This is a genomic window from Telluribacter roseus (assembly GCF_017355915.2).
GTDB lineage: Bacteria > Bacteroidota > Bacteroidia > Cytophagales > Spirosomataceae > Telluribacter.
This window is the reverse complement of record NZ_JAFEUV020000003.1, coordinates 232,253-257,023: the sequence shown is the minus strand read 5'-3', so window position 1 is coordinate 257,023 and position 24,771 is coordinate 232,253. Positions and strand designations below refer to the sequence as shown.

At 52.7% G+C, this 24,771-nt stretch carries 17 protein-coding genes; 5 read left to right on the top strand and 12 right to left on the bottom strand.

The window, feature by feature from the left end; all coding sequences use genetic code 11:
• Window positions 1-70: 70 nt before the first annotated feature.
• From JTN23_RS07245 to JTN23_RS07235, 3 genes are all read right to left on the bottom strand, one after another.
• On the bottom strand, window positions 71-2,542 hold the full coding sequence (locus JTN23_RS07245; RefSeq protein WP_247233427.1) for a glycoside hydrolase family 2 TIM barrel-domain containing protein: 2,472 nt from the start codon (window positions 2,540-2,542) through the stop codon (window positions 71-73).
• A 219-nt stretch (window positions 2,543-2,761) separates the two neighbouring features.
• The gene (locus JTN23_RS07240; RefSeq protein WP_247233425.1) at window positions 2,762-3,373 is read right to left on the bottom strand and encodes an EF-hand domain-containing protein; all 612 of its coding nucleotides are present in this window, start codon (window positions 3,371-3,373) and stop codon (window positions 2,762-2,764) included.
• A gap of 186 nt (window positions 3,374-3,559) precedes the next feature.
• Complete coding sequence (locus JTN23_RS07235; protein WP_247233423.1) at window positions 3,560-3,820, bottom strand: hypothetical protein; 261 nt, start codon at window positions 3,818-3,820, stop codon at window positions 3,560-3,562.
• Window positions 3,821-4,374: 554 nt separating this feature from the next.
• Here JTN23_RS07235 and JTN23_RS07230 point away from each other — a divergent pair.
• The gene (locus tag JTN23_RS07230) at window positions 4,375-8,850 is read left to right on the top strand and encodes a chemotaxis protein CheB (RefSeq protein WP_247233422.1); all 4,476 of its coding nucleotides are present in this window, start codon (window positions 4,375-4,377) and stop codon (window positions 8,848-8,850) included.
• Window positions 8,851-9,040: 190 nt separating this feature from the next.
• Window positions 9,041-9,400 (top strand): response regulator, encoded by a 360-nt coding sequence (locus JTN23_RS07225; RefSeq protein WP_247233421.1) that lies wholly within the window; start codon window positions 9,041-9,043, stop codon window positions 9,398-9,400.
• Window positions 9,401-9,415: 15 nt separating this feature from the next.
• Here the strand turns inward: JTN23_RS07225 and JTN23_RS07220 are convergent, their stop codons facing one another.
• Window positions 9,416-10,417: a chemotaxis protein CheB gene (locus JTN23_RS07220; protein WP_247233420.1), complete on the bottom strand. Its 1,002-nt coding sequence runs from the start codon at window positions 10,415-10,417 to the stop codon at window positions 9,416-9,418.
• A 101-nt stretch (window positions 10,418-10,518) separates the two neighbouring features.
• Window positions 10,519-11,562: a chemotaxis protein CheB gene (locus JTN23_RS07215; protein WP_247233419.1), complete on the bottom strand. Its 1,044-nt coding sequence runs from the start codon at window positions 11,560-11,562 to the stop codon at window positions 10,519-10,521.
• A 283-nt stretch (window positions 11,563-11,845) separates the two neighbouring features.
• Between JTN23_RS07215 and JTN23_RS07210 the strand changes: the two genes are divergently transcribed.
• From JTN23_RS07210 to JTN23_RS07200, 3 genes are all read left to right on the top strand, one after another.
• Window positions 11,846-12,001 carry a hypothetical protein gene (locus tag JTN23_RS07210; RefSeq protein ID WP_247233418.1) on the top strand — a complete coding sequence of 52 codons (156 nt, stop codon included), beginning with the start codon at window positions 11,846-11,848 and terminating at the stop codon, window positions 11,999-12,001.
• Between the two features lie 35 nt (window positions 12,002-12,036).
• Window positions 12,037-12,465, top strand: a complete 429-nt coding sequence (locus JTN23_RS07205) for a response regulator (protein WP_247233416.1) — start codon at window positions 12,037-12,039, stop codon at window positions 12,463-12,465.
• A gap of 156 nt (window positions 12,466-12,621) precedes the next feature.
• Complete coding sequence (locus tag JTN23_RS07200) at window positions 12,622-12,852, top strand: hypothetical protein (RefSeq protein ID WP_247233414.1); 231 nt, start codon at window positions 12,622-12,624, stop codon at window positions 12,850-12,852.
• A gap of 120 nt (window positions 12,853-12,972) precedes the next feature.
• Here the strand turns inward: JTN23_RS07200 and JTN23_RS07195 are convergent, their stop codons facing one another.
• The 7 genes from JTN23_RS07195 to JTN23_RS07165 all read right to left on the bottom strand — a co-directional run bounded on the left by JTN23_RS07195 (window position 12,973) and on the right by JTN23_RS07165 (window position 24,685).
• Complete coding sequence (locus JTN23_RS07195; protein ID WP_247233411.1) at window positions 12,973-14,298, bottom strand: NHL repeat-containing protein; 1,326 nt, start codon at window positions 14,296-14,298, stop codon at window positions 12,973-12,975.
• 21 nt (window positions 14,299-14,319) lie between these two features.
• Entirely contained in the window at window positions 14,320-15,690 is a 1,371-nt protein-coding gene (locus tag JTN23_RS07190; protein ID WP_247233410.1) for a neutral/alkaline non-lysosomal ceramidase N-terminal domain-containing protein, read from the bottom strand.
• A 7-nt stretch (window positions 15,691-15,697) separates the two neighbouring features.
• On the bottom strand, window positions 15,698-17,119 hold the full coding sequence (locus JTN23_RS07185; protein ID WP_247234106.1) for a DegT/DnrJ/EryC1/StrS family aminotransferase: 1,422 nt from the start codon (window positions 17,117-17,119) through the stop codon (window positions 15,698-15,700).
• A 343-nt stretch (window positions 17,120-17,462) separates the two neighbouring features.
• The gene (locus tag JTN23_RS07180) at window positions 17,463-18,209 is read right to left on the bottom strand and encodes a glucosamine-6-phosphate deaminase (RefSeq protein WP_247233408.1); all 747 of its coding nucleotides are present in this window, start codon (window positions 18,207-18,209) and stop codon (window positions 17,463-17,465) included.
• Between the two features lie 90 nt (window positions 18,210-18,299).
• On the bottom strand, window positions 18,300-19,718 hold the full coding sequence (locus JTN23_RS07175; protein ID WP_247233406.1) for a Gfo/Idh/MocA family protein: 1,419 nt from the start codon (window positions 19,716-19,718) through the stop codon (window positions 18,300-18,302).
• A 129-nt stretch (window positions 19,719-19,847) separates the two neighbouring features.
• Window positions 19,848-21,599: a RagB/SusD family nutrient uptake outer membrane protein gene (locus tag JTN23_RS07170; protein WP_247233404.1), complete on the bottom strand. Its 1,752-nt coding sequence runs from the start codon at window positions 21,597-21,599 to the stop codon at window positions 19,848-19,850.
• A 14-nt stretch (window positions 21,600-21,613) separates the two neighbouring features.
• On the bottom strand, window positions 21,614-24,685 hold the full coding sequence (locus tag JTN23_RS07165) for a SusC/RagA family TonB-linked outer membrane protein (protein ID WP_247233403.1): 3,072 nt from the start codon (window positions 24,683-24,685) through the stop codon (window positions 21,614-21,616).
• Window positions 24,686-24,771 lie beyond the last annotated feature (86 nt).

The window sequence follows — 24,771 nt, the reverse complement described above, 5'->3', positions numbered from 1 at the left end:
TATGTATTTAAAGGTGGCTATATACCTATACAATCCGTTTGCGGCCCAAAGTGTTATCACCGGAGGCTCCTTACTTCGTAGTGACCGTAAGGGTGGCTGGTGCCAGTCCGGGTGCCGTGGCTTTGAGGGTAATGGTGCCCGGCTTTTCGACAGGACGGATAATGGCCAGCGCTCTGCCCCGGAAGGTATTCTTCTGCGGCTTCTGGAAGCTCGAGACGTCGGTAGGATTGGCGTTGCCGACGGCGGCCAGTTCACCGGCTCCGCTCAGCGCAAACTGCACGGGTACCTCGGCGCCGGGTACTACCTGCCCCTGCTCATCCACTACCTCCACCGTCACGTACGACAGGTCGTTGCGGCTGGCCCGGATGGTGGGGCGGTCGGCCGTGAGCCGCAGCTGCTTTGGGGCACCCACCGTGGTCAGTACTACCGATTCGGTTTCTTTTCCATCCACTACATTCACGGCTTTCAGGACGCCCGGCTGGTAGGGTACCTCAAAGAGGGCCGTAATGCTGGTGTCGGCGATGGCCTGCTCTCCGATAGGCTTGCCGTTGAGGGTCAGGCGTACCCGGGGTGCCCTCGAAAATACCCGCACCTGCAGGGGTTTGCCTTCGGCGCCGGGCCAGGTCCAGCTGGGTAGCTCCTCGGGCCAACCCCACTTGCTGACTACTTCCGTCAGGCCCTCCGGGATGGGCTGGTGTACCGCCAGGGCAATGGGACTCTGCCGCCATACCACATCACGGTAGTACGACTGCGGCTTTTTGTGGCCAATGAGGTCAATGTCCCCGCACCAGCCGTTAAACCACGGCCACCCCAGGATGGGGCTGTCCTTCTGGTTGCTCAGGACGGTATGCCCGATGGAGGCTTCGCCCAGGTAGTCCATGGCCGTCCACACAAAATCGCCGATCACATACGGGTGCTTCTCTACCTTATTCCAGTTTTCGAGTGCTTCCTTAGCAAATGACTCCGTCCCGAGCATGATCCGGTCGGGGTGTTGCTGGTGGTCAGACTCGTAGTGCTGCCACATGTAGTTGTAGCCTCCCACATCCAGCAGGGCAAAGGCCGGAGCGGTGTCACGCCACTGCCTGCCCTTGTTCATGGGTTCCCAGAACCCGCAGATGGCTTCGGTAGTCGGGCGCGTCGGGTCCAGCCGGTGGGCCAGGTCGATCAATTGGCGGGTGATGCGCAGGCCGGTACTATCTACCCGCTCGGGTATCTCGTTGCCGATGCTCCATAGGATGACCGAAGGATGGTTGCGGTCACGCAGGATAAGGGCCTCGAGGTCTTTCTGCCACCACTCTTTAAAATACAGGTGGTAGTCCTGCGGATTTTTGGGGACCTGCCACATATCAAAGGCCTCGTTGATCACCAGCATGCCCAGGCGGTCGCAGGCGTCGAGCAGAGCCTGCGAGGGCGGATTATGGCTGGAGCGGATGGCATTGAAGCCGTTCTTTTTCAGGATTTCAATCTTGCGCTCCTCGGCCCGGTCAATGGCTACCGCGCCCAGCGGGCCGTTGTCGTGGTGGATACAGCCGCCCTTGAGCAGGAGCCGTTTGCCGTTGAGCAGGAAGCCCTCCGTACTACTGAACCGGATGCTCCGGACGCCGAAAGGGGTCTCGACGCGGTCGAGTACGCGGCTACCGGATCTGACTTCGGTAATGGCCTTGTACAGCCCGGGGCCATCCAGCCCGGGACTATCCAGCCGGGGACTATCCACCGACCACAGGACCGGGTTGGTGAGCGTGAGGCGCTGGGTATCGGTAGCGGAGGCATTCGCGTCAAGGGTCAGGCTGCGCTGGCTCCGCCCTACGGTTTTACCATCCGGAGCTACCAGCGTGGTCGTAAGGGTAATGGTACTTGTAGTAGTTTGCTGATTGGTAATCTGGGCCTGCACCTGTACCGTAGCCTGCTGCTCCGATACCTCAGGCGTGGTGACGAATACGCCCCCCGGAGCCACGTGTACCGGATCGGTAGCCGTAAGCCACACGTGCCGGTAGATACCCGAGCCGCTGTACCAGCGGGAGTTTTTGCCCCAATTGCGTACCCGTACCGCCAGTACATTGTCCTGGCCGGCGGGCCGGAGGTAGGGAGTCAGGTCGTAGTGGAAGGGCGTATAGCCATAGGGGTGAAAACCCAGGTGGTGGCCGTTGAGCCATACGTCGGAGTTCATGTGTACTCCGTCAAAATGGATGGTAATCCGCTTGTTCTGCTGGGCCGGCCCGGTCCTGAATCGCTTGCGGTACCAGCCCGTGCCGCCCACGGTGAATCCCGTGTTGTGCGCGCCAATACTAGAGCGGTCAAAGGGGCCGAAGACCTGACCGGGCCGCTGGTTGGGCAGGTCTTCGATGCTCCAGTCGTGGGGCAGGTCTACCCGGCGCCAGTGGGCGTCGTTGTGGCCCGGCTGCTCGGCCCGCGCGGTACTGTCCTTTATAAACAGCCAGCCGTTATTAAAGGGAATGGTACGGGCGGCGGTGGGAAGCGTATAACTCTGGGCAAAAAGGCCAAATGAAACCAATAACAGACAACCTACTAATATTTTTTTCATACGTACAAGACTAGCTACCAGGTACCTGCTACCGGGCAGGCGACTTTTTTAAGAAAAGCAGATTTTACCCAACTATACTTTGTAGCAGCTATCTAATCACGTAGTCTCAGGTGAGGCGGAGACCTTTAGTAGTAGTCTTACTCCTGTACAAAGCCAAACGCCCGGACTCCGGTGGAGCCTGGGCGTCTGAAGTGTATTTAATCAGGTACGTATAAGGTATTACTTGCTGGGTGTGGTAGTAGTACCGCCTCCGTTAGCAGATCCACCCCATCTTTGCTGGTAGTTCTGGAAGGCCCGACGCTCCTCGGCATCGAGTTGACCATCACCATTCCGGTCAAACTGCTTGAACATACCAGCGCTGAACTCCCGGTCACTCAACCGGCCGTCACCATCGCTGTCCCAGGCCCGAACCCAACCGGCCCGGTTGAAGCCGGCACCGTACTCCTGGTCATCCAGGAATTTGCTGGCATCAATATCCCAGTCGGCCCAGCCTACTGTATCACGTCCGTATACACCGTGGGCGGTACGCCATTCCTCCTGGTCTACCTGGTTGTCCCGGTTGGTATCGTAGTTTCGGTATTCCCCCTGAAGGTACTCATTATCATCCAGGAAGGTGTCCCCGTTTTGGTCCCATACCTTAAAGTAGTTGTTCGAAGAAAAATCATTGTAAAACCGTTCGTTGTCCCAGGATTCGGCGGTAGCAGCGCCCTCCGAGGCCATCTCGCTTTCTTCGCTTCCTTTATTATTTGAACACGCAAACATTCCCATCAGCCCAAAAAGGCAAAGTCCGTTCACAACCACTCTCAACACACTTTTTTCTGGCCTATTCATGATCTTTCATTTTTTGTCTAACATTTATTTTCAGGTGTTCCTGCATGCAGCCGGTATGGTGGATTTCTCCTTGATTAAGCCCCGCTGCTGCTAACCCATTAAGTATCTGTTAGTATATACCAAAAAATAGTGCCTAAGCCTCCGGGCAGTACCGGTACCGGCCCGTATGGGTCAGTCATGGCGGGGTCAGGAGAGCCCCACGACCGGCTGGCCCGGCTCTACCTCCTCATCGCCTGACTTGAATACCCGTCCCTGATCAGTATGGATCAGCGAGATAAAGGTTTCGTCCCTCAGATCCTGGGTTCTGAACTCCCAGACGTCCTTTCTGGAATCAATGGTTATGAACTGTATACCGTATTTACCGTCCTTGTGAATCCGTTTGATACCCACCACATGATCCAGGTTGATCATGAAATCAGTACCGTCTAAGTGAACCATCGTTGCCATTGGAGTACTAGTTTTAAGTTAATTGACCTCTCCCTTAACTCTATTCGCCACACGGAGGTTTTGGACCTGTACATGAGGCTTATATACCCGATGCCAGATATACCCAATTTGCCACAGCCCCACACCGGGATTACCTGTATGTACCACCACAGCGGGGGACCGGGAGCGCCCTATTCCTATTCCTATTCCTATTCCTGTTACCACTTCCTATTCCTATTCCTATTCCTATTCCTGTTACCACATCTCTGCCCTGGTCTCGCCCGGATAATCGCTGTCTTTTTCTGTTGACAGGTCTGGTTTTTATAGTATATTTACAGGTTCCTCCTCCTCTCTCCGATTGCAGTATTCAGGTATATAGCAGAGTTGATCTGCTCTTATACTCTTTTTGTGCGCTTAGTATATAGATTAGATACGCTTAGACCTTAGGAAACCAACCGGAAGCTGTCCGGCCCTGCTACACTCTTAGTCAATATCTCTCCGGCAGGGCACTCCTGCACGCAGTGATTACTAAGTGACCTACTCTCTAAGCGCCTGTTACCTTTAGATAGATTTGAATGTCAGAAGAACATAAAGAATCGGCGGAGGAAGCAGGTACCGCCCAAGGAAAACAAAACAGAGAAGTGGCTCCTCCCAGGCCATTTCCGGTGGCAGCCATCGGTGCTTCGGCCGGCGGGCTGGAGGCTATCTCTGAACTACTGGAACACCTTCCCCCGGATACCGGTATCGCGTTTGTCATTATTCAGCACCTCTCGCCTACGCACGAGAGTGTTCTGCCCGAGCTGCTCGCCAACAAGACGACCATGCCCGTGCATAAGGTCACCAACCGGATGCGCGTAGAGCCTAACCATGTCTACGTGATTCCGCCCAATACTTTTATGAGTATTATGGATGGGCATCTGACGCTTTCGGAGCGCGAAAAGACCTCACAGGGGGGCTATCATTCCATCGACTTTTTCTTTTCGGCGCTGGCCCCCGTCTACCAGAACAAAGCCATCGGTATAGTACTGTCCGGGACGGCCTCCGACGGCACCGCCGGACTGAGGGCCATCAAGGCCGAAGGCGGTATTACCTTCGCGCAGGACGGCACGGCCCGGTTTCAGGGTATGCCCCAGAGCGCCATCGACTCCGGCCATGTCGACTACATCCTGCCGCCCCGGCAGATAGCCCGGGAGCTGGCCGCCCTGATCAAGATACCATACGCGGTCAAAAAGCCCGAGGAGCTGCTGCGGGGCCACGAAAGTGAACTCAGGAAAATACAGCTGCTGCTGTTCAATAAATACGGGGTGGACTTCTCGCTCTACAAGCAGACCACTATCCAGCGGCGTATCCTGCGCCGCATGGCGCTCAACCGCTTTGAGCACCTGGGCGACTACACCAGGCTGCTGCTCGAAAAAAGTGCTGAAGTAGAACTGCTGTACCAGGACCTGCTGATCAACGTGACGAGCTTTTTTCGGGAGCCCGATGTATTTCAGGCCCTCGGGAAGAAGGTATTCCTAGCTATTATGAAGGACCGCAAAACCCTGGACCCGATCCGGATATGGATACCGGCCTGCTCCACCGGCGAGGAAGCCTACTCGTTTGCGATATGCCTGTTTGAGTACCTGAGCAGCAAGTCCATCACTACGCCGTTTCAGATCTTTGCGACCGACCTGGACGCCGAGGCCATCGACAAGGCCCGGGCGGGTATCTACCCCAAGAATGTCCTGCAGTCGATATCGCCCCAGCGCCTTAAGCGCTTCTTTACCCCCACCGCCGGAGGCTATCAGGTCATTAAAGCCCTGCGCGATACCTGCATATTTGCCACGCATAACCTGCTCAAGGACCCTCCCTTCTCGCGGATCGACCTGATCAGTTGCCAGAACGTGCTGATCTACATTGAGCAGAACCCTCAGAAGAAAATCCTGCAGGCGTTTCACTACGCGCTCAAGCCTTCGGGCTTCCTGCTGCTGGGCCGGTCCGAAACCATTGGCAGCTCCACTGACTTGTTTGCCCAGGTAGAACAGGACCTGAAGATCTATAAAAAGAAGGAGGCTGAGACCACCCTCAACTTCGACTTCACGGCACGTCCGGTACCGGGTATTATTGACATCGACTTCGACAGGGGCCGGCCCGCGCTGGAACCGCCTGAGGTAGATGTAGAGAAAGAGGCCGACAAGCTGCTGCTGGCACGCTACGTACCGGGCAGTGTGCTGGTCAACAAAGACCTGCATATCATACGCTTCCACGGCGATACGCATAAGTACCTCCATCCGGCAGCGGGCAAGGCCAGTTTTCATCTGATGAAAATGGTGCGCGACGAGCTGATCCTGGAGTTGAGGGGGCTGATCCAGCGGGCCCGTAAAGACGGACAGACCGTCAAAAAAGAGGGTATTCCGTTTATCGTTTATGATCAGGTCCACGAGGTTAATCTGGAGGTGGTCCCCATCAAGGCCCCGGCCAAAGAGCCTTGCTTCCTGGTCCTGTTCAGGGAGACCTACGATATAAAGCCGGTGCAGGTACCGGCCACGGCGCGGCAAAAAACCCGCAAGGATGCCAAAGACCGCCGCATCGAAATACTGGAACTGGAGCTGCGGGAGGCCCGTGAGCAGATGAAGTCCATGAGTGAGGAGTTTGAGGCGACCCGCGAAGAGCTGCAGTCGGCCAACGAGGAGGTACTGTCGTCCAACGAGGAGCTGCAGAGCATCAACGAAGAGATCGAGACCTCGAAGGAAGAGATGCAGTCGACCAACGAAGAGCTGATCACGATCAACGAGGAGCTGTACCAGCGCAATATAGAACTGAAAGAGGCCGGTGAGTACCGCGAGGCCATCGTCGAGACCATCCGGGAGCCCCTGGTGGTGCTGACGTCCGATCTGCGCATCAAAACCGCCAACCGGGCTTTCTACGCCGACTTCAGGGTAAGTGCCAAAGAAACAGAAGGCAACTTCTTCTTCGAGATTGGCAACAGGCAGTGGGATATACCCGGCCTGCGAAAGCAGCTTACCGAGATCATAGCCCGCAACAAATCCTTCGATGACTTCGAAGTGACGCACGTATTTTCACACATTGGCGAAAAGACCCTGCTGATCAGCGCCATGCGTATGGGCCAGGAGGGTGACCGCAAGAACAAGATTCTGCTGGTGATCGAAGACATCACCGACCGCAAAAGAGCCGAAGAAGCCCTGCTGAGGTCGCACCGGCTTAATACCACCATTCTGAATAGCATCCATGATATATTTGTTTCGGTGGATAACCACTGGAACCTCATGTACATCAATAAGCGGGCGGAGGAGTTTTTGGGCAAGGGCAGCCCGAACCTGCTGGGCAAAAACCTATGGGAAGCCTTACCCGACTACCTGGGTACGGAGTTTCATGACCGGCTTCTGGAAGCCATGCAGACCAAAACGTCCGTCGAGTTTGAATACTTCGATGAACGGCTCAATGAGTGGCTGCTCTACCGCATCTACCCTTCGGAGGAGACCCTGTCGATCTACTCTACTAATATCACCGAGAAGAAACATTCTCTTGAACAAATTAAAAAGAGTCAGGAGCGGTACCAGAACTTCATATCCCGCAGTACCGAAGGCATCTGGCGGTTTGAGATCCTGAAGCCCATTGATACGGAACTGCCGGTGCCTGAGCAGGTAGATGCGCTCTTCAGACACGCTACGCTGGAAGAGTGCAACGACGCCATAGCCACCATGCACGGCTATGCCGGCGCCAGTGAGGTTATCGGCCTGCGGATGGAGACCCTGCTCCCGCGTACCAGTGGCCACCTGGCCTTTATGGAGGCTTTTGTGCGGTCGGGTTACTGCCTGAGCGACGCCGAAACCCGCGAAATAGACCGCTACGGACAGCCCAGGTACTCGCTGCACAATATAGTGGGCTTTGTGGAGGATGGCACCCTCAAACGCATATGGGGTACCCAGCGCGACATTACCCGACAGAAGCTGGCCGAAATAGCCCTGCAGGGTACCCAGGCCAAGCTCAAGCTGGCCCTGATGGCCGGTAACGTAGGCGTGTGGCTCTGGAATATCAAGAGCAACGAAGTCAGATGGGCCAAAGATGCCCATGCCGACTACGACCTGGGCGAGGGCGCTTTCAGCGGCACCTTCGAGGACTGGCTGGCCTTTGTACACCCCGATGATCGCGCTCAGGTACAGCAAAGCATCCGAAAGGCCGTAACCAACCGGCAGGACCTCAAGCTCGAGTTCAGGCTGCTGCTCCCCGACAACTCCGTCCGGTGGATCCTGTTCCAGACCCACACCAGCTACGACCAGCAGGAACAGCCCGAGCAGATGATGGGCGTGAACATGGATATCAGCGATCGCAAAATGCTGGAAAGGCAGAAGGATGAGTTTATAGGCATAGCCAGCCACGAGCTCAAAACCCCCGTAACCAGCATCAAAGCCTACGCCGAGCTGCTGTACCAGATGCTGATGGACGCGGATGATGTGGCGACGGCGGCCCTGGTGCAGAAGATGGACTCCCAGATCGACCGCCTGACCAAGCTGATCAAGGACCTGCTGGACGTAACCCGTATTACGGAGGGACAGCTGCAGCTGCAGAAGGAAGCCATTGATCTTAACGAGCTGGTCCAGGAAGTGGCAGAAGACCTGCAGCGGACCACGGACAAGCATACGCTGGTCAGTAAGCTGCAGCCGGTACCGCTCCTGCAGGCCGACCGCGACCGCATAGGCCAGGTACTGATCAACTTCATATCGAATGCGATCAAGTACTCACCCGACGCCAATGAGGTAGTCATCTCTACCCAGGCCGAGCCGGACAGAGTAACGGTATGCGTGCAGGACTTCGGTATAGGTATGTCGGACGAAGCGCAGCAGAAGGTGTTTGACCGGTTCTACCGCGTAAAGGAAGCCGCCAACAGGACGTTCCCCGGTATCGGGCTGGGGCTATTCATTGCCTCCGAAATCGTGAAGCGGCACGGAGGTACTACCTGGGTAGACAGCGAGCCGCACAAAGGATCCAGATTTTACTTTACCATCCCGATTGGTGTCCCGGACAGGAATGTCCCCGACGGGGCCGTATAGGTACCCTAGTAGGAGCAAAAGCATAGGGAACTGCTTTTTCATTGAGTAGCAAGTAGTACGCTCTATGCTTCTGCTTTAGACACAAAGGTTACAAACAGGTAGTATACTTGTCGCAGAAGTAGATGATCAGTATCACAGGAAGAAGGGGTCGAAAAGCGTTTGAAAGCCTTCTCTGCAACCACACTACACCATGAAGAAAAAAGTACTTATCACAGATGATGATGCCGGCATTCAGGATGTGTACAAGATCATATTCGAAAGGGCCGGATACTCCACCCTGATCTTTACGGACGGAAAGCCGCTCCTTGAAGATAACTACGAGTACCCCGATATCTACGTACTCGACCGGTACCTGTCCGGATCGGACGGGCTGGAGATATGCCGGTACCTCAAGAGCCGCGAGATGACCCGCTCTATACCCGTGATCATGATATCAGCCACGCCCGGTATAGCCCAGCTGGCGCGCGAAGCCGGGGCGGACGACTTTCTGGAGAAGCCCTTCAAATCGCGCGAACTTCTGGATGTTATCGCCAGGCATATTACCAAATAATGCCTGCCGGGCAGCTCACTCGTCGTCGGTCGCTGATCTGAAGATTACTTCCTTGATCTTGCTGATGTGTACGCCCAACTCATCGGCCCTGCGGCGGTGTTCGATGGCGATTATATTAAGGCCTTTACGGATTTCCTCTTCCGCCAGCTTGGCGAGCAGGTTGCGTTTTTCTTCCATGATTCGCAGGGCTACCCACAGCGTCGACTCTATCTCTTCGGTTTTCAGGGTCAGCAGATCGCCCTCCGTGAAAACATGGCCCGTATGGCAGCGGTACCGGCTGAATCCATCGTCCTTTAACTCGGACAATACCCCTCCGCAGTCCGGACATACGTAGGTAGACTGGGTACCCAGTTGTGTTGTATCCTCTATCTTCGTGACTACCTTTTCGGCTATCTCCGCTTCTTTTCGTAGGTCGGGGGGTATGGGTATGCCTTTTATCTCTTTGGTCTTCATGACGTTGTACAGCACAAAGCCAATCTGCGTCAGGGGTACGCAGTAGTCTACCTCCATATTAGTGACTACCGAAAGGGGCATATCGGGGTACTCGGCTTCGTTGGGGTCCTGCACGATACAGGTACCTCCGCACCTGCTGATGGCCAGCATACCGGCCGTGCCGTCATCAAGCATACCCGTCAGGATAATACCAATGGCCCGCTCGCCGTAGGCTACCGCCGCTGACCGGAACATCACATCGATGGAGGGCCGCCAGCGGTTTTCGGCGGCGCCATTGACGATCCGGATGATGCCCTGCTTGACGATCAGGTGATGGTCCGGGGGAGCTACGTACACGTGCCCCTTCCGGATGGGCATCCCATCGGCGGCCACCTGACAGGGAAGCTGGGTGTGCTGCTGCAGGCGATACGTCAGCAACTCACCGATGCCTCTCTTGGAAAGATGCAGTACCACAAAGATGGCCGCTTCGGTACCTTCCTGGATCTGTACTACCAGCTCCTGCAGGGCTTTGAGCCCACCGGCCGAGGCACCTACTACAATAACATACTGGGGTTGGTCATCCATGCTTACTACGGGTATTTAACTACTAAACCTGATCTACTTCATACTGTTCAGTACGACCCAGTATATCTGCGTCCCGGACTGTGTACAGGGGTAAGTACTGCCTACTTATCAAAAGTAGCTTTGCCCTGGTGCAGGCGTATATCTTCGCTGTACTGGCTCTGGTGAAATACCGAGTCGTGGATGACGCGGGCGCGCCGGGCGCTTTCGTCCGCCTTGGCCCTGAACAGCTCCGCCGAGCGCTCGTTGCTCATCCTGTCGTACTGGTCAGCGATCTTTCTCAGCAGCATGTTCATTTCTTCCAGGCCGCGCATGGCCTGCCATAGCTGGTTCTCGACCTTTTCGGATATTTCGGCCAGCAGCGAACTGGCGGTATAGGCGTGGCCCGTGTGGCACCTGAACCGCAGTATGTTGCCTTCTACCAGCCGTACGAGCGCCCCGTAGCACTCAGGGCACACAAAGGGTGACAGCTCTCCCATGTTCATAATACCCATTTCGAAGGCATTGTCGCGGGTAGCTATGATTACCTCCATTTTGAGCAACTTCAGGGCCTCCTGCGTAAACTTGTACTTATCCGGCGCGGGCTCCTTTACCAGCCCCGATACGATGGGTCCCATATCGGCGGCATTCAGGATGTAGTCGGCCTCCACACACTCCATCACATTGATGGGTAGCTGCGACTGCTCCGCGTCCGCCGGCGTCTGGATCATGACCACGCCCCCGTGCTGCTTGATGGTCCACATACCCGAGGCGCCGTCGTTGAGGACCCCCGACAGGATAATGCCCACCACCCGTGGCCCGTATACGTAGGCCGCCGAGCGGAACAGGGCATCAATAGAAGGGCGAAAGCGGTTTTCCTTGGGGCCCTTCCGGACCAGTACCTTACCGTCATCCAGCAGCAGGTGATGATCGCTGCGCGCGACGTAGATCTTGCCCGGCTCTATGGCTTCACCATCTTCGGGATGCACGGCATTCAGCAGCCCGGCGCTGGTAAGTATTCCGGGCAGCTGCGACTCCGTATAGGAAGGGATGTGCAGCACAATAAAAATCGACCCCGGAAAATCTTCCGGCAACCCCTTCACAAGATATCTCAGGGCCGTCACGCCGCCCGCTGAAGCACCTATTACTACGATGTCCCGTCTAACCATACTCTGTTTCTTAAGTAAGATCTGTTGAAGTAGTCTACACGAATTGCGCCCGGTAATGGAAGCAACTAATTGGGTAGCAGTACCTGTCCGTCAGACAGGCATTTACCTAGTAACCAGCGAACAGCCCTAATTGATTAGTACCCGCTGTAAATAAATCCCGCTTGCTGTCAGGAGATTTAAGAAAGTCCGGTTGTACCTGCACCTGTCACTCCCCAGCCTGTCAGCGAATAGTACTACTATTTGCTGCTATTGGCATACCTTTTTACGTATATATAAGTTTACCATGTACTACGTGTACCACCACAGGACGAAGTACTGTACAGGAGAAGGAATGAGGCTGCTACCGCTCCCTCTCCTGTACCTGGCGGCCTGTGGAAGTGTAGACGACTGGTCACACCGGGGGCAGGCACTTACTCCTCCCGGACTTTTTATTTACTAGTTTATCATTTATTTATATAGTCAAATTACCTAAGCATGAGAAGCCGGACAAGTCTGATTATAGACCATGAGGAGGAGGATCAGCGTTTTTTAACCATTGCGATGGTCCAGGTAGACGCTTATGTAGACTGTGTAGCCGTACCGAGTGGTACGGCCGCCCTCGAAAAGCTACGGAACGATCCGGGCTTTACACCTGATTATATCTTTTTAAATCTTAATTTGCCGGGGCGGGATGCCCGACAGACACTGGTCGAGCTAAGGCGGATAGAGCGGCTGCGCCAGGTACCGGTGATTGTCATGTCTGCTACGGAGGATGAAGAGGATGTGAAGGAAGGGTTAGGGTTAGGCGCAACAGTCTTTATGGTAAAGCCCGATACAATCAGTAAATGGATCCAGTTACTAAGTAAGATATTATACAGTACTTCTTTGGGGAAAAACGTTATTTTGTCTCCAGGGCTTTATTGAAAACCTGACCGAAGCTTTCGTGAAGAATAAGTACTATACCTGGTAGTGGCAGGTAAACTATGTGCATTATGGCATGAAAGTAGCTGCCTCTCCGGCAGCCAGGTAGTACCTGTTCAATCTAAATCGTACACATTTCCAGAAGAACGTTACTCGAAGATGAAGTTTTTGACCGCTACGGGGAAAGTTATTGAGGGTGACTCACCAGTAGAGGTGTTTGAAAATCTGAAAAACGATTCTTCGTACGATTCTAAACTGACTTTGTGGGAATTTCTGGAAGTACTGGCCCTTCGTATTCAGGTATACTACGGAAAACGGGTAAGCATACGCGGTATGGGTCATTTGTTGACCCAGCTGGAAGAGATCGGGTACCTGATACGGCTCGAATAGCCAGCTCATGTACCTCTCCTGATCCACAATCGCACAAGCGCAGGCTACGTTGCCGGCACTCCTTATTTTTTATACAATGCAGCTGATGCGGGTGTATCACCCGCATCAGCTGCATTTTGGCTATATAGTGGCATAGGGCCCCGGAATCTTTACCAGGTCCTGAATTTCCTTTCCTTCGTGCTCAAAACGCGCCAGCGTATATACGGTACCATCGTGCCCGATGGCAATAGAGTTGACGTAAGTAGGCCGCTGCCCATCGGCGTAGAAGATGGGCCCGTGGTCGGTATAGGTCCGGCTGGGGATGTGGAAGGTCACCAGGTGCAGGTTTTCTAGCCCTCTGGCGGCTCCCTTGGCTATCTCCTCCGCCCCCTTGACGCGCTTGCCATTGAGGTAGATGGGGCCACCGGTGAGGTAGTAGATGGTGTCGCCGTCCGGCCCCGGCTGGAAGCCCAGGTACCCGTAGCTAAACTGGTCAAACATACCGCTCCGCCGGGAGGGCTCGGAGGTAATGCGCTCCACGATCTCAATCTTCGGCTCGCGCGGATCAAAGCGGAACAGGTACCCCGAGTTGCCGTGGACGCCGTAGGCTACCTCCTCGGGGGCGTACCAGAATATCTTGCGCCAGTTGTACCCCATGCTACCGGGGCGGGTGGCGTCGTACCGGCCAAAGTAGTCGAGCCGGAGGTCAAAGTCTTCCAGCGTGCGCAGCTCAGCAGCGCCGGGCTGGTAGGTAAGTACATGCCCCTCGGCGGTGGAGAAGTACACCGCTCCCTCGCGCGGGTCCACGAACATAGACCGACAGATGACGCGGTAGTCGTCGCCGGGCGTACCGGCCTCGCCGCGGGCGCAGGTCAGTCCCAGGTTCCTGAGCTCGCCGGTAGCCGGATCGTAGTGCAGGAAGTACCCCAACGGCCAGGTAAGCGCATAAATATGCCCCCGGTCCTTGTCGAGCGTCATGGTCAGGATGCCTTCGCCGTCGGGAGCCAGGGCCAGGTCTTCAAACTCCCCGGTAACCAGGTCATACGACAGCAGATGCCCGCCGGGATAGAGACTGTACCCTTCGGGCGCATGATGGGGCAGGCGCTCCATGCCGTCGATCATCTCGTAGTAGCCGACGTGGGTAGCAAAGTAGAGCTTGCCCGCCCGCTCGTAGAAGCGAACGTGGCTTTTGCCCTGCACAATGGCCTTCGCGTTAGCTTCGCCGCATAGCTCGGTCAGGTCGGCCAGGTGGCGGATCTGGTCCGTAGCCGGATCGTACACGTACAGCTGCCCTCCCCGGTCGTGAGCCTCCGACGACAGTACGTAGTATACCTTGCCGTCGCTGGCTACCGTGATGGCATTGTAGGTATCATGGGCCAGCTCAAAGCCGGAGTAGTAGGGCTGCGCAGTCAGCGCATGAGTGGTGTGTGTAGTATGGATAGCAGGGTCGTAGGTAGTGGTATTCATCAGGTAGGTAATAAGTAAGGGTTAGGGAGTGGGCACACCGGCCTGCCGGGCCAGCCTGACCGCTTCGTACAGGATCATGGTTTCGATGGTGGACTCCCAGGTACTGGGCAGCCCGTACACCATCTGGGACGACTCGCCCTCGTAGCCGCCTTCGCGCAGGATGGTACTCGAGGGGATATAGGCCATGACATCGTTGGAGTAGCCCATGACAAAGGTACTGGGGCCAAAGATCTGCTTGAGCTTGATGGCGTACTCCACCACCACCTCTCCGCCCAGCGTTACCAGGGGCAGGTCGCCCAGGTGCCACACCTGTACGGGGTACGGGTAGGTTTTGGGCATGGCTTCGCCCTGCTGCAGCTTGCTGGCCATGCGGTTGGCCCAGCGCTTCTGGTAGTCGGTGGTAACTTCTTTCGCTATTTTGGCGTAGCCTTCCTTATCCGGGTGCGCCGTGAGCGGTAGCTCTATCTCGGAGTAAGCCGTGGATAGTCGGGCCGGTAGGGCATGCATCTCTTCCTGGAGTACCCGATCCACCGCCGCGGCCAGTTCCCGGCCGTACTGCTGCGCCAGGGGTATGGTATTGCGCGGCAGCGGGTTCTGATCGGCTCCGGTACCCTGGAAGAACAAGGCCGTAGCACCCGGATGAGCTTTTTCCAGCTCAATCTGCGCAAATCCGACGTAGTCACCGGACCACTGATAGCCATTAAGCACTGTAGGGTGACAGGCGTACCCAAAGGCTACGGCTTTCAGCTCCCCCCGCTCATTCTCTACTTTCAGTACCGGTACCGCGTAGTCGTTGGGCCCCTGTAGCTCCGTCAGGCGGGGCAGCACGGCGGCGTTGTTATTGCGCCGGTTGACCTGAAAGCGGGTTACGCCGTTCTCGGCGTAGATGCGGGCGGGCTCCGTTTTGCGCAGGGCCTCCCCTACCAGCGCCACGATCTGATCTTCCAGAAAGCGGGAGTACTGGTTGACCCGGGTGATCTGCTCGGCATCCAGCGGATAGATATCAAAAAGTGCATCCGACAACACCGGCCCCGAGTGGGTATGGGAGCTGTTGAGGATGATCTGCGCCTTGCTCAGCTTATGGTCGGTGTACAGGCGGGTACGGATACGGTCGGAAATGCCCTTCGGAATCCCTAACAGATCGGTGGTTACCAGTACGGCCTGCTTTCCCTCCTCGTCTTCCAGCACCAGCGCTTTGGCCCACAGGTCGTGCAGGGTACCTTCGGAGGGGTGGTTGCGCACGGCAAAGCCGGCCATCCACATCGGCTGCTTCGGCGTAATCACCCTGCGGGCCACGCCCGCCTTCCAACCCTTGGCCGCCAAGGCGCCAGCTTCGGTCCCCAGGGTAGCCAGCAGGCATAGAGAGGCCAGGAATAGTACGATTTTCTTCATGTATGTGTCAGCTTTTCTTCGTCAGCTTTTTGAGCTGATCCGCGTTGTTGTACACCTTCTGGATGGCGCCGGCTATTTCATCCATGTCCGATTGGGGGCCGAGCAGCATATTCTGCGTCAGCCACACGGCCTCCTCGTTGCACAGCCGGTCGTTCTGGGGGCAGCGGTTCTTCTCCACATAGGTTTTGAAGTCCAGCATTTCCTTCGGGTACATCTTCCGGTAGTTCTTGGACTGGAACGCGTCGTTCAGGAACTGCTGGTTGTACAGCGTTGCGTAGCCGCTCTGGCAGGGTACGCCTTCGGCTTTGAGCGCCTGCAGGAAAGCCTCCCGCGGCAGCCCCTTGAACTCCTCCTGCCGGTACCGGAACGGGAACAGGTGGAACACGGCCCGTGTCACATCATCGTATAGCCGGTAGGGTACTATACCGGGTATGTCCTTGATCTGGGACTTCAGGTAGGCGGCATTCTGGCTGCGCCGCTCGGTCTGCTCTTCCAGTCGCTTCAACTGGGCCAGCCCGATAGCGGCCTGGTACTCCGTGAATCGAAGTTTGGTACCCTGCATAATACTGCCCATACTCACCGCCCCGATGGTGGCTCCGTAGGGGTTGCCGAAGTTCTGGAAGGAGAAGCAGCGGTCCATAAATACGTCGTCGTTGCTGACAATGGCTCCCCCCTCCCCAATGGGCAGGTTTTTGGAGTTCTGGAAACTGAAACAGCCCGCATGACCAAAGGTACCTACCTTCTGGTGGTTGATCTCAGCCAGGTGGGCCTGACAGGCATCCTCAATCACCGCTAGGTTATGCTTTTTGGCGATGGGTAGGATCTGCTTCATATGGGCGGGTAGGCCCAGGATATGTACCGGTATGATGGCTTTGGTACGCGGCGTGATTTTGGCCTCGATCTTCGCCGGATCGATCTGGAAGGTTTCCGGGTCCACATCTACGAACACGGGCATAGCCCCCGTAGCCAGTACCGCCGACACGGTAGCGATGAAGGTATAGGGAGGTACAATTACCTCGTCGCCGCCGCGGATGTCCAGCTGGGTCAGCGCCACGATCAGGGCGTTGGTACCATTCACCACCGCCAGGCTACGCTTGGCTCCCACGGCTTTGGCCCATTCTTTCTCAAATTCGGTCACCGTAGCGCCCCGCGACCATACGCCACTCCGGATTACCTCCAGCAGCTTTTTCTCGTCGGCTTCGGGTTTCCACAGCGGCCACTGGGGCCACTCGCGGGTACGTACCGGCTGGCCGCCCAGCAGGGCGGCCGGCCCTGATGTGTTGACTATGGTTGGCACGGCTGGCCCATCTACTACGGGAAGGGCAGCCTTAGCCCCCTCGGCCAGCAGGGCCGGGGTCAGCACGGCGCCCAGGCCGGTCAGGGAGTTGCGCCGGATAAATTCACGTCTTGAAAACTGGTCTTTTGACATGCTCTTTCGGGTTAGGAAGTGTAGGAAGTGGTCAGGGGTGATACCGGCAGTACGGATCTGCTCCAGGCAAGTCACTGCCAGGGTAAGGTATTAACTTGGTTCAATAGTAGGATTCACACTACTACCAATCCATCAGCTATGTACGCTACATGTATAAAAGCTAACTGTTTACTCATCCTAATGCCCCTTAATAAATAGGGAGCCTCTTAAAGGCTCCCTATTTATTGTAACCTGATAGTATCAGCAGCACACAGGGCTTATCAGTCTATCCTGGACCAGGTTTAATTACTATTCAGAACTTAACTCTATCTTCACTAGTAGCTGTAACAGGAATTATCTACTCCTAGAAATTTACCTCTTCGGAAAGCAAAATAGCCGAAAGTTCATCCAGATAAAAAGTACAATTAGGATGTAGTTGTAATATACTAGCGGGGAACAGATTACTTACCTCCAGTTCCAGGCTGTTTTTAACGGCTTGCGCTTTGCGGGCATCAGGTACCGAACAAATAATGTACTCCGACTTCATTATTTGTTTCACAGACATACTTATGGCCTGGGTAGGTACTTCTTCAATAGAGTTGAACCATCCCTCATTTAGCTGTTGTCTCCGGCAGGCTTCGTCTAAATTGACAATCAGATAGGGACTCTCTATGTCAAAATCAGCTGGGGGATCATTAAAGGCCAGATGACCATTTTCACCAACTCCCACAAGAGCTAAATCGATAGGGTGCTGACTTATAATATCGTTTAATTGGTTACACTCCGTTTCAGGATTATTCTCTCCATTTATGAGGTAGATTGCCTTTAAGGGTGCCACTTTCTCCAGAAAACGTTCTCTCAGGTACTTACGAAAACTCGCAGGATGTGAGATGGGCAAACCTATGTACTCATCCAGATGAAACATGGTAACTTTGCTCCAATCAATGTCTTCAATTAAAAGCTGGTCGATTGTCTCGAACTGGCTGGTACCGGTTGCTAATATGATGTTAGCATAGCCTTTATCATCAATAGCCTTTCGAATTATTCTTGCTGATTCTTTGCCGGCAGCCTTGCCCAGCTCCTTGTTTGTTTTTGTAATAGTAACTTTCATCAACGTATGGATTAATAGATAGAAATGGCGTAGAGGTCAGTCCACCAGCAAGACATACATTGTATGTTGTCTACAGGCGACCCATAGGTTTTAGGCTTTTACCTTGGTGTTTCCCCCTTCAAGCAGCGAGATATCCACCGGCTTGTTAGTTTTCCACGAACCTGATGTAAAATCAGGAATGTCAATTGAGTTGGAACGGTTAGCTACCGACCATTCACTTAGTGGTGAAATCACACTCCATGATGCTGCATCGTACACATCCTGGTCCAGTGGCAAGCCGTTGCGCAGACAGTCTATCAGCCGCCAATCCATCAGGAAGTCCATACCTCCGTGCCCACCAACTTTTTTGGCTAGCTCTCCTATTCTCTTAATAATTACAGGCTCGTACTTTTTCTCTAGTGTCTTAAACTCTTCTTCTGACATCCATTCGTGTCCTTTTGAGATACGTCCGGGTAACGGATATTTAAGTGCAGTAGCCTTGGTACCGCTGATCAGATGAATACGCGAATAGGGTCTTGGTGAGGTAACATCATGCTGCAGCATGATGGTTTTACCATTGTGGGTACGAATGGTAGTGGTATTCATGTTACCACGAAATGTCTTACCGGCGAATTCTTTGAAAGCAGGGTCCTCCTGAGCCAGCTTGTGGGCTCTTTCGGCAAGCATAAAATCATCACTTGCGGTTGAAACCAGGTAGTCCATTCTATCTCCTCGGTTAATATTAAGTACCTGACATACCGGACCTAGCCCGTGTGTGGGATAAAGATTTCCATTTCGCTGATTTTCTCTTAAACGCCACATATTATAGCGCTTGGATTTATCAAAAAATGAGTCGTAAATATCATGGATATATCCCCCCTCCACGTGCACAATATCCCCGAAGAAGCCTTGGCGGGCCATGTTGAGCGTCAGTAACTCGAAGAAATCATAACAGCAGTTCTCCAGCATCATACAATGCTTCTTGGTCCGTTCCGAAGTTTCTACCAGCTTCCAGCAGTCTTCAACCGTAGTGGCAATTGGAATTTCGCAGGCGACATGTTTTCCCTGCTCCATCGCGTATAGAGCCATGGGCGTATGCAGATTCCAGGGTGTACAGATATAGATCAGATCTACATCATCCCTCTCACACACCTTTTTCCATTCATCTTCCTGTCCCGAATAAAGGGCTGGATTATGGGAGGTACCTTCGAATATCTTTTTTGCCGTGTTAACATTCGCGGTACGGATGTCGCATAAGGCCTTTACATCCACATTATCAAGGTGAATAATTCGTTTTATGGCCCCGTTCCCTCTACTACCCATACCAATGTACCCGATGCGGACGGTATCTATTTTGGGCGCGGCAAAACCAGACATATTAAAAGTCTGTCGATGCCCTCCGTCAGCCTGCTTTTTGATATGGGATAAGTTCGTAGTGGATTTAGTAGAGGCACAGCCTTGACCTAATGTACTTCCGGCCAGTCCTACCCCACCTAATCCTGCCAGTTTAAGAAAGTCTCTTTTATTCATTGTTCCTGTTTTTGATTGACTTCAGTAAATAGTTATAAGAGCTTACCTCCTTCGGTGAAAGTGATTACTCTAAAGCTGGTAGTACCCTAATGCTGGTCGGCAAACCTTCTGAAAACCCGACAGATGGTGTTACTCGACAGTAGTCAGCGCAGGTATGTTTTTCTCGGCTCCATCATATCCCGCATTCTGGTTAATAACACCTTTGGTATTAGCCGTTATAACATTGGAGGGAATAGGCCAGAGTACATGAAATGGCGCCATATTGGCGGTATTTCCTAATAGCTGCACTTTCTTTTCATACGTCTTGTTGTGCCTCATTACCCGATCATAGTAGTAGTTCTTCTGGCTGAAATTGTTCAGGCTATAACCACCAAGGTTTGATTTTGCCATGATGTACGAAACCCTGACCAACTCGGAATGTCGGGGCTCTTCGGCAAACAGCTCACGGGCCCGCTCATTCATGATGAAGTCAATAGTGACTTCACCGGCTGTTGTAGGTAAGGCTTTGGCACGCTCCCTGACTTTATTGATATCCTCCGCGGCCTGGGCTAACTGGTTCTTCCAGTAGTAAGCCTCCGCTCTTAGCAGATACGTCTCAGCCAGTCGGTACACGTACCAGTCGCCATTCCCCCCCATTGGCTGCGCCTTTGGATCGTCCTGAGGATTGTACATGATGTAGTGCGGGATAGCATACACATGTTTGAAAGTATCTACCGGATTAGCCAGGTAGGCCACATTTATAGGTTTACCGAAGTCTGCAGAGGCGGGGTTATTGTATTTAAACTCATGTATATCTACCCAATTTATATCACTTCTGCGGAGGTCAGGTGTAGTACGCCAGTCGTGCCCACCGTAACTCCAGAGGCCATACTGATAAAACCAGGTGAGGCGGACGTTAGCATTTCCTCTTCCCAGAGAGTCATACATAGGGCCGCTCGCAACCATTCCGGGCTTACCTTTACTGTCAAGCACCTGAGGCTGGAACCACTGAGGGTTATACATACGCATGGTATAGAGCCCTGCTGATCTTGCACCCGGAGGAGCCTCAAAGCGATCAACAGTCGCCAGTATGGTTTCAGTATTCTGGGCTGTGTTGAAGTTTTTGGCACGATGTAAGTCCCAGATAAGATTCCGCGTCTTGTTATTTGCATCAATACCAAACCTTTGCTGCATAAGTGCATACGGCCCATTGATGACTCGTGTCGCAGCTTCAATTGCTTTATCAAATTCGGTATTAGCCAGGTATATTTTTGTTAGTAAGTGGTTGGCTGCACCTTTCGAAATGGCCCCAGCCCTGGCTGCTACCGGAAGCCACTCTACCGCAAACTCCACGTCGGACTGGATTTTTTTTAGAACGGCCCATCGGCTATGGGACTGAAAATCAAGCTTTGCCCCCTGAATCTCATTATTTATAAAAGGAACGTCTCCATAGGAGTTGACAAGTCGATAATACCAGTACGCCCGGTGCCAGTAAGCTTCTGCTAATATGGCATTCCGTTCCTGTTGAGAAGCCCATTGGATATTATCGATCCGCGATATCAGAACATTAGCATTCTTGATGGATGCATAGATTTGAGTAAACATGGATAAGAATCTATAATACTGATCTGTATTAGGTGTCAGGTTATAGAAATCTAGTTGCGACCAGGGAGAGGCCAGATCTGAAGCGGCAAACTCCATTACCAGGTTGGGCATGGTACCCGTATTTTCGTTTTTCAGGTCCTTTCTCATGGTGATCAGCAATGATTCAAATCCTGCTTTATCCACAAAGACATTTTCAGGACTGAAAAAAGAAAGGGGTTCCGGCTTTAACCATTCGGTATCACATGATGCTAAGGTCAGCAGCACCACTACTATTGATATATATTTCAGGCGTTTCATAGTCCTTTTCTTGATTACAATGACAAATTGAATCCAACGGTGAAATTTCGGGGCAGAGGCGTATTTCCTGTCTCAGGGTCCCAACCGGGCCACTTATCGAAACTGTAGAGGTTACGGACTGATGCGAAAATCCGCATACTGTTAAGCTTCAAACGTTCAGCCAGAGAACTTGGCAACCCATAAGCTAGGGAGACATCCTGAATTCTGACAAAGGAGCGAGGTTTATAAATCCTGATACCGCCCCCAAAAACGTAGGAATTATTAGTCAGGCTAGCAAAGTCATTGATCGGATTATCAGGAGTCCAGTAGGGGAAGGCATGGGTGTTCCGCCTGTCATAGGTATCTGAACCACCAAAGCGTAGGCCTTCCTGGAATTGCCCCAGGTGCCCAAGTTCACTCCTGATGAATATGGATGCTGTAAAGTTTTTCAGGAAGGTGAATTCATTCCTTAGTCCGAATCGATATCTTGGCTGCAGGTAACCTATGAACATCTTATCTATCAGGGCTTCGTACTTGCCATTTCCATCCACATCTATGGCTTTGTAGTCACCTGGCTGTTGCCTGTAAACGGCAGCTGCATCTTTCTCATTCATTTGCCACACTCCTGTTACATTGTAGTTCCAGATGGCATCCAGAGCCTGTCCAGGAAACCATTCGTTTGTATAATCAGGTAGCTCCTTTCTTATGATCTTACCATCTACTTCTTCTTCTACATAGTCTCCAAATAAGTTTTTAATCTTATTCCTGTTAAATGAAAACACCAGATTAGACCGCCAGCTGAAGTTATTTCTTTCCAGATTGACCGTATTCATGGTCAACTCGAACCCCCTATTACCAAGTTTTCCAAGATTGGAGGTAATATTCTTGAAGCCAGTAATCTCGGGTAGGAGCCGGTTCATGAGCAGATCAGTAGTGGTCATGTCATAGTACTCAGCACTGATATCAACGCGGTTACGCAACAAGCTCAGGTCCAGACCCAGATTTATCGACTCTGTTTTCTCCCAAACCAGATTTGGATTAGCTAGAGAGTTATTGAATACCCCCACCTGGACATTAGACCCATCGTAATATTGATTAGATATCAGTTGAGCAAGTGCAGAATAAGCGCCAATATCCCGGTTTCCGTTCACCCCCCATGACACCCGAAACTTCATCTGACTTATCATATCAATATTGAAGAATTTCTCATCAGATATCTTCCAAGCAAAAGCAGCGGCGGGAAATGTAGCTCTCGGATTTTTCACTCCAAAGGCCGAATAACCATCCCTTCTTACCGAGGCAGTAAACAGGTACTTATCCAGCAGACTATAATTGATTCTAGCCATGGCCGCATCACCCGTGATTAAGGTATCAGTGGTGGTCAGGGCAGGATTGGTACCGTACTGCAATCCATGAAAGCCTAGATTCTGATTCGGGACAAATGTCTGATTAGCCAGGGTTGAAGCCCAGCTTCTATTTTGCTCTGAACTATACAGAAGAGTCAGATCAAATCTGTGAATGCCTATCTCCTTGTTCCAGTGAACCAAATTATCGAGTATCCATTCGTACTGTGAAGATTCATCACGCATACCATATCCGTTGGAACGGGTTGCACCTCCCATAATGGTTTTGGAGGACCAGAAATTGTAATCCTTCAAAAACCGGTAACGTGGCTGAAATGAAATCTTGTAGCTAAAGCCCAATGGCAGGTTAACTTTGGCAAAAAGAGATGAGAAGAGCGTATGTACCTTTCGCATCCTGTCCTGCCCGTAGTAGTCTATCATTGGATTGGCCGTAGCAAAGCCGTTAGGAAACCAAGAGACATCACCATTCTGCTCGAACATGGACCCGTAGGGGCTCATTACAAACATTTGTGACAGGTTTGCCTGAACAGAACTTTCGTCCCGATCAGCAAATTGAGTATTCACCCCGACATTAAGCCAGTCTGTCACCCTGAAGTCGACGTTTAACCTTGACCGAATCGTCGAAAACTTGTCACCACGAATGACGCCTTCATTATTCTGATACCCGATTGACCAATAGTAGGTGACGTCCTTAGATCCACCGCCAATACTAACATCATAGTTCTGACGGAGTCCCTTTTGAATCACTTCGTTATACCAGTCGACGGTCTTGCCGGCCAGGTAGTTCTCAGTCTCGATTGGGAAAAACCGGAGTCGGCCTAACCATTCCTGCGTGTTATCAGCCTGAGGGTTCTTGCTCGCATTTCGCCACTCCTCCAGGGTGACTCCACTGGGTAACATAGCAGGGTTATCATAGTAAAAACCCGGCATATTAGGGTTGATAGCCCTTAGCACATCCCTTCTATACGTCAGATACCCCTGCGCATCAAAAGGCTTAAAATCGTTGGTTACCTCCGTTATACCTACATTGGATGTGACATTTATAGTAGGCTTACCCGTTTTCCCTTTTTTGGTAGTGATCAGAATTACCCCTGCTGCCGCTCTGGCACCGAACACTGCTGCTGAGCTGGCATCTTTTAAGATGTCAACGGTTTCTATATCGGCAGGATTTATATCCAAAATGCTTCCATTGAAAATAACCCCATCCATAACGATCATAGGACTCGTGGATGCATTCAGTGATTTGGGGCCCCTGATCTGCATTGAGCTTCCGCCGGAGGCTGAAGTACTTTGATTAGCATTAAAACCTGCAACCGTACCCGTTAACATATCCGTTAGCTGGGTCATGGGTTGGTTCTGAAATGTTTTTGCGTCTACCCGGGCTACGGCACCCGTCAGATCACTTTTCTTCATAGTACCATAACCTACTACTACCAATTCATCCAGATTAGTCTGTGAAGGCTTCAGCTGGATGTCAAGTGTACTCTGATTCTGAACGTTGAATTCCTGCATTTCATACCCAATGAAGGAGAACCCCAGCACCTCGTTGGATTCAACCCGGATACTGTACTTTCCTTCTGCGTCCGTTTGGGTACCGCGGGTTGTACCTTTCACGACAATACTAACTCCTGGTAAAGCCGTACTAGTAACAGCATCAATGACTGTTCCCTTTACTTCTCTTCCTCCCTGAGCTTGGGCCTGCCCGGAAAGTAGAACCGCCAGAAACAGCAGCAGTGATTTCATGTAAAAAGGTAGATTATCCTTCATAAGCAAATAATCATTTAGGGTTAGGCTGTTTAGCAATACTTTAATTGCTCTTTTCAGTAATT

Bases quoted from the DNA above. Each gene is read 5' to 3' on its own strand.
- JTN23_RS07245 (WP_247233427.1), bottom strand. From the start codon at position 2,542: ATGAAAAAAATATTAGTAGGTTGTCTGTTATTGGTTTCATTTGGCCTT.
- JTN23_RS07240 (WP_247233425.1), bottom strand. From the start codon at position 3,373: ATGAATAGGCCAGAAAAAAGTGTGTTGAGAGTGGTTGTGAACGGACTT.
- JTN23_RS07235 (WP_247233423.1), bottom strand. From the start codon at position 3,820: ATGGCAACGATGGTTCACTTAGACGGTACTGATTTCATGATCAACCTG.
- JTN23_RS07230 (WP_247233422.1), top strand. From the start codon at position 4,375: ATGTCAGAAGAACATAAAGAATCGGCGGAGGAAGCAGGTACCGCCCAA.
- JTN23_RS07225 (WP_247233421.1), top strand. From the start codon at position 9,041: ATGAAGAAAAAAGTACTTATCACAGATGATGATGCCGGCATTCAGGAT.
- JTN23_RS07220 (WP_247233420.1), bottom strand. From the start codon at position 10,417: ATGGATGACCAACCCCAGTATGTTATTGTAGTAGGTGCCTCGGCCGGT.
- JTN23_RS07215 (WP_247233419.1), bottom strand. From the start codon at position 11,562: ATGGTTAGACGGGACATCGTAGTAATAGGTGCTTCAGCGGGCGGCGTG.
- JTN23_RS07210 (WP_247233418.1), top strand. From the start codon at position 11,846: ATGTACTACGTGTACCACCACAGGACGAAGTACTGTACAGGAGAAGGA.
- JTN23_RS07205 (WP_247233416.1), top strand. From the start codon at position 12,037: ATGAGAAGCCGGACAAGTCTGATTATAGACCATGAGGAGGAGGATCAG.
- JTN23_RS07200 (WP_247233414.1), top strand. From the start codon at position 12,622: ATGAAGTTTTTGACCGCTACGGGGAAAGTTATTGAGGGTGACTCACCA.
- JTN23_RS07195 (WP_247233411.1), bottom strand. From the start codon at position 14,298: ATGAATACCACTACCTACGACCCTGCTATCCATACTACACACACCACT.
- JTN23_RS07190 (WP_247233410.1), bottom strand. From the start codon at position 15,690: ATGAAGAAAATCGTACTATTCCTGGCCTCTCTATGCCTGCTGGCTACC.
- JTN23_RS07185 (WP_247234106.1), bottom strand. From the start codon at position 17,119: ATGTCAAAAGACCAGTTTTCAAGACGTGAATTTATCCGGCGCAACTCC.
- JTN23_RS07180 (WP_247233408.1), bottom strand. From the start codon at position 18,209: ATGAAAGTTACTATTACAAAAACAAACAAGGAGCTGGGCAAGGCTGCC.
- JTN23_RS07175 (WP_247233406.1), bottom strand. From the start codon at position 19,718: ATGAATAAAAGAGACTTTCTTAAACTGGCAGGATTAGGTGGGGTAGGA.
- JTN23_RS07170 (WP_247233404.1), bottom strand. From the start codon at position 21,599: ATGAAACGCCTGAAATATATATCAATAGTAGTGGTGCTGCTGACCTTA.
- JTN23_RS07165 (WP_247233403.1), bottom strand. From the start codon at position 24,685: ATGAAATCACTGCTGCTGTTTCTGGCGGTTCTACTTTCCGGGCAGGCC.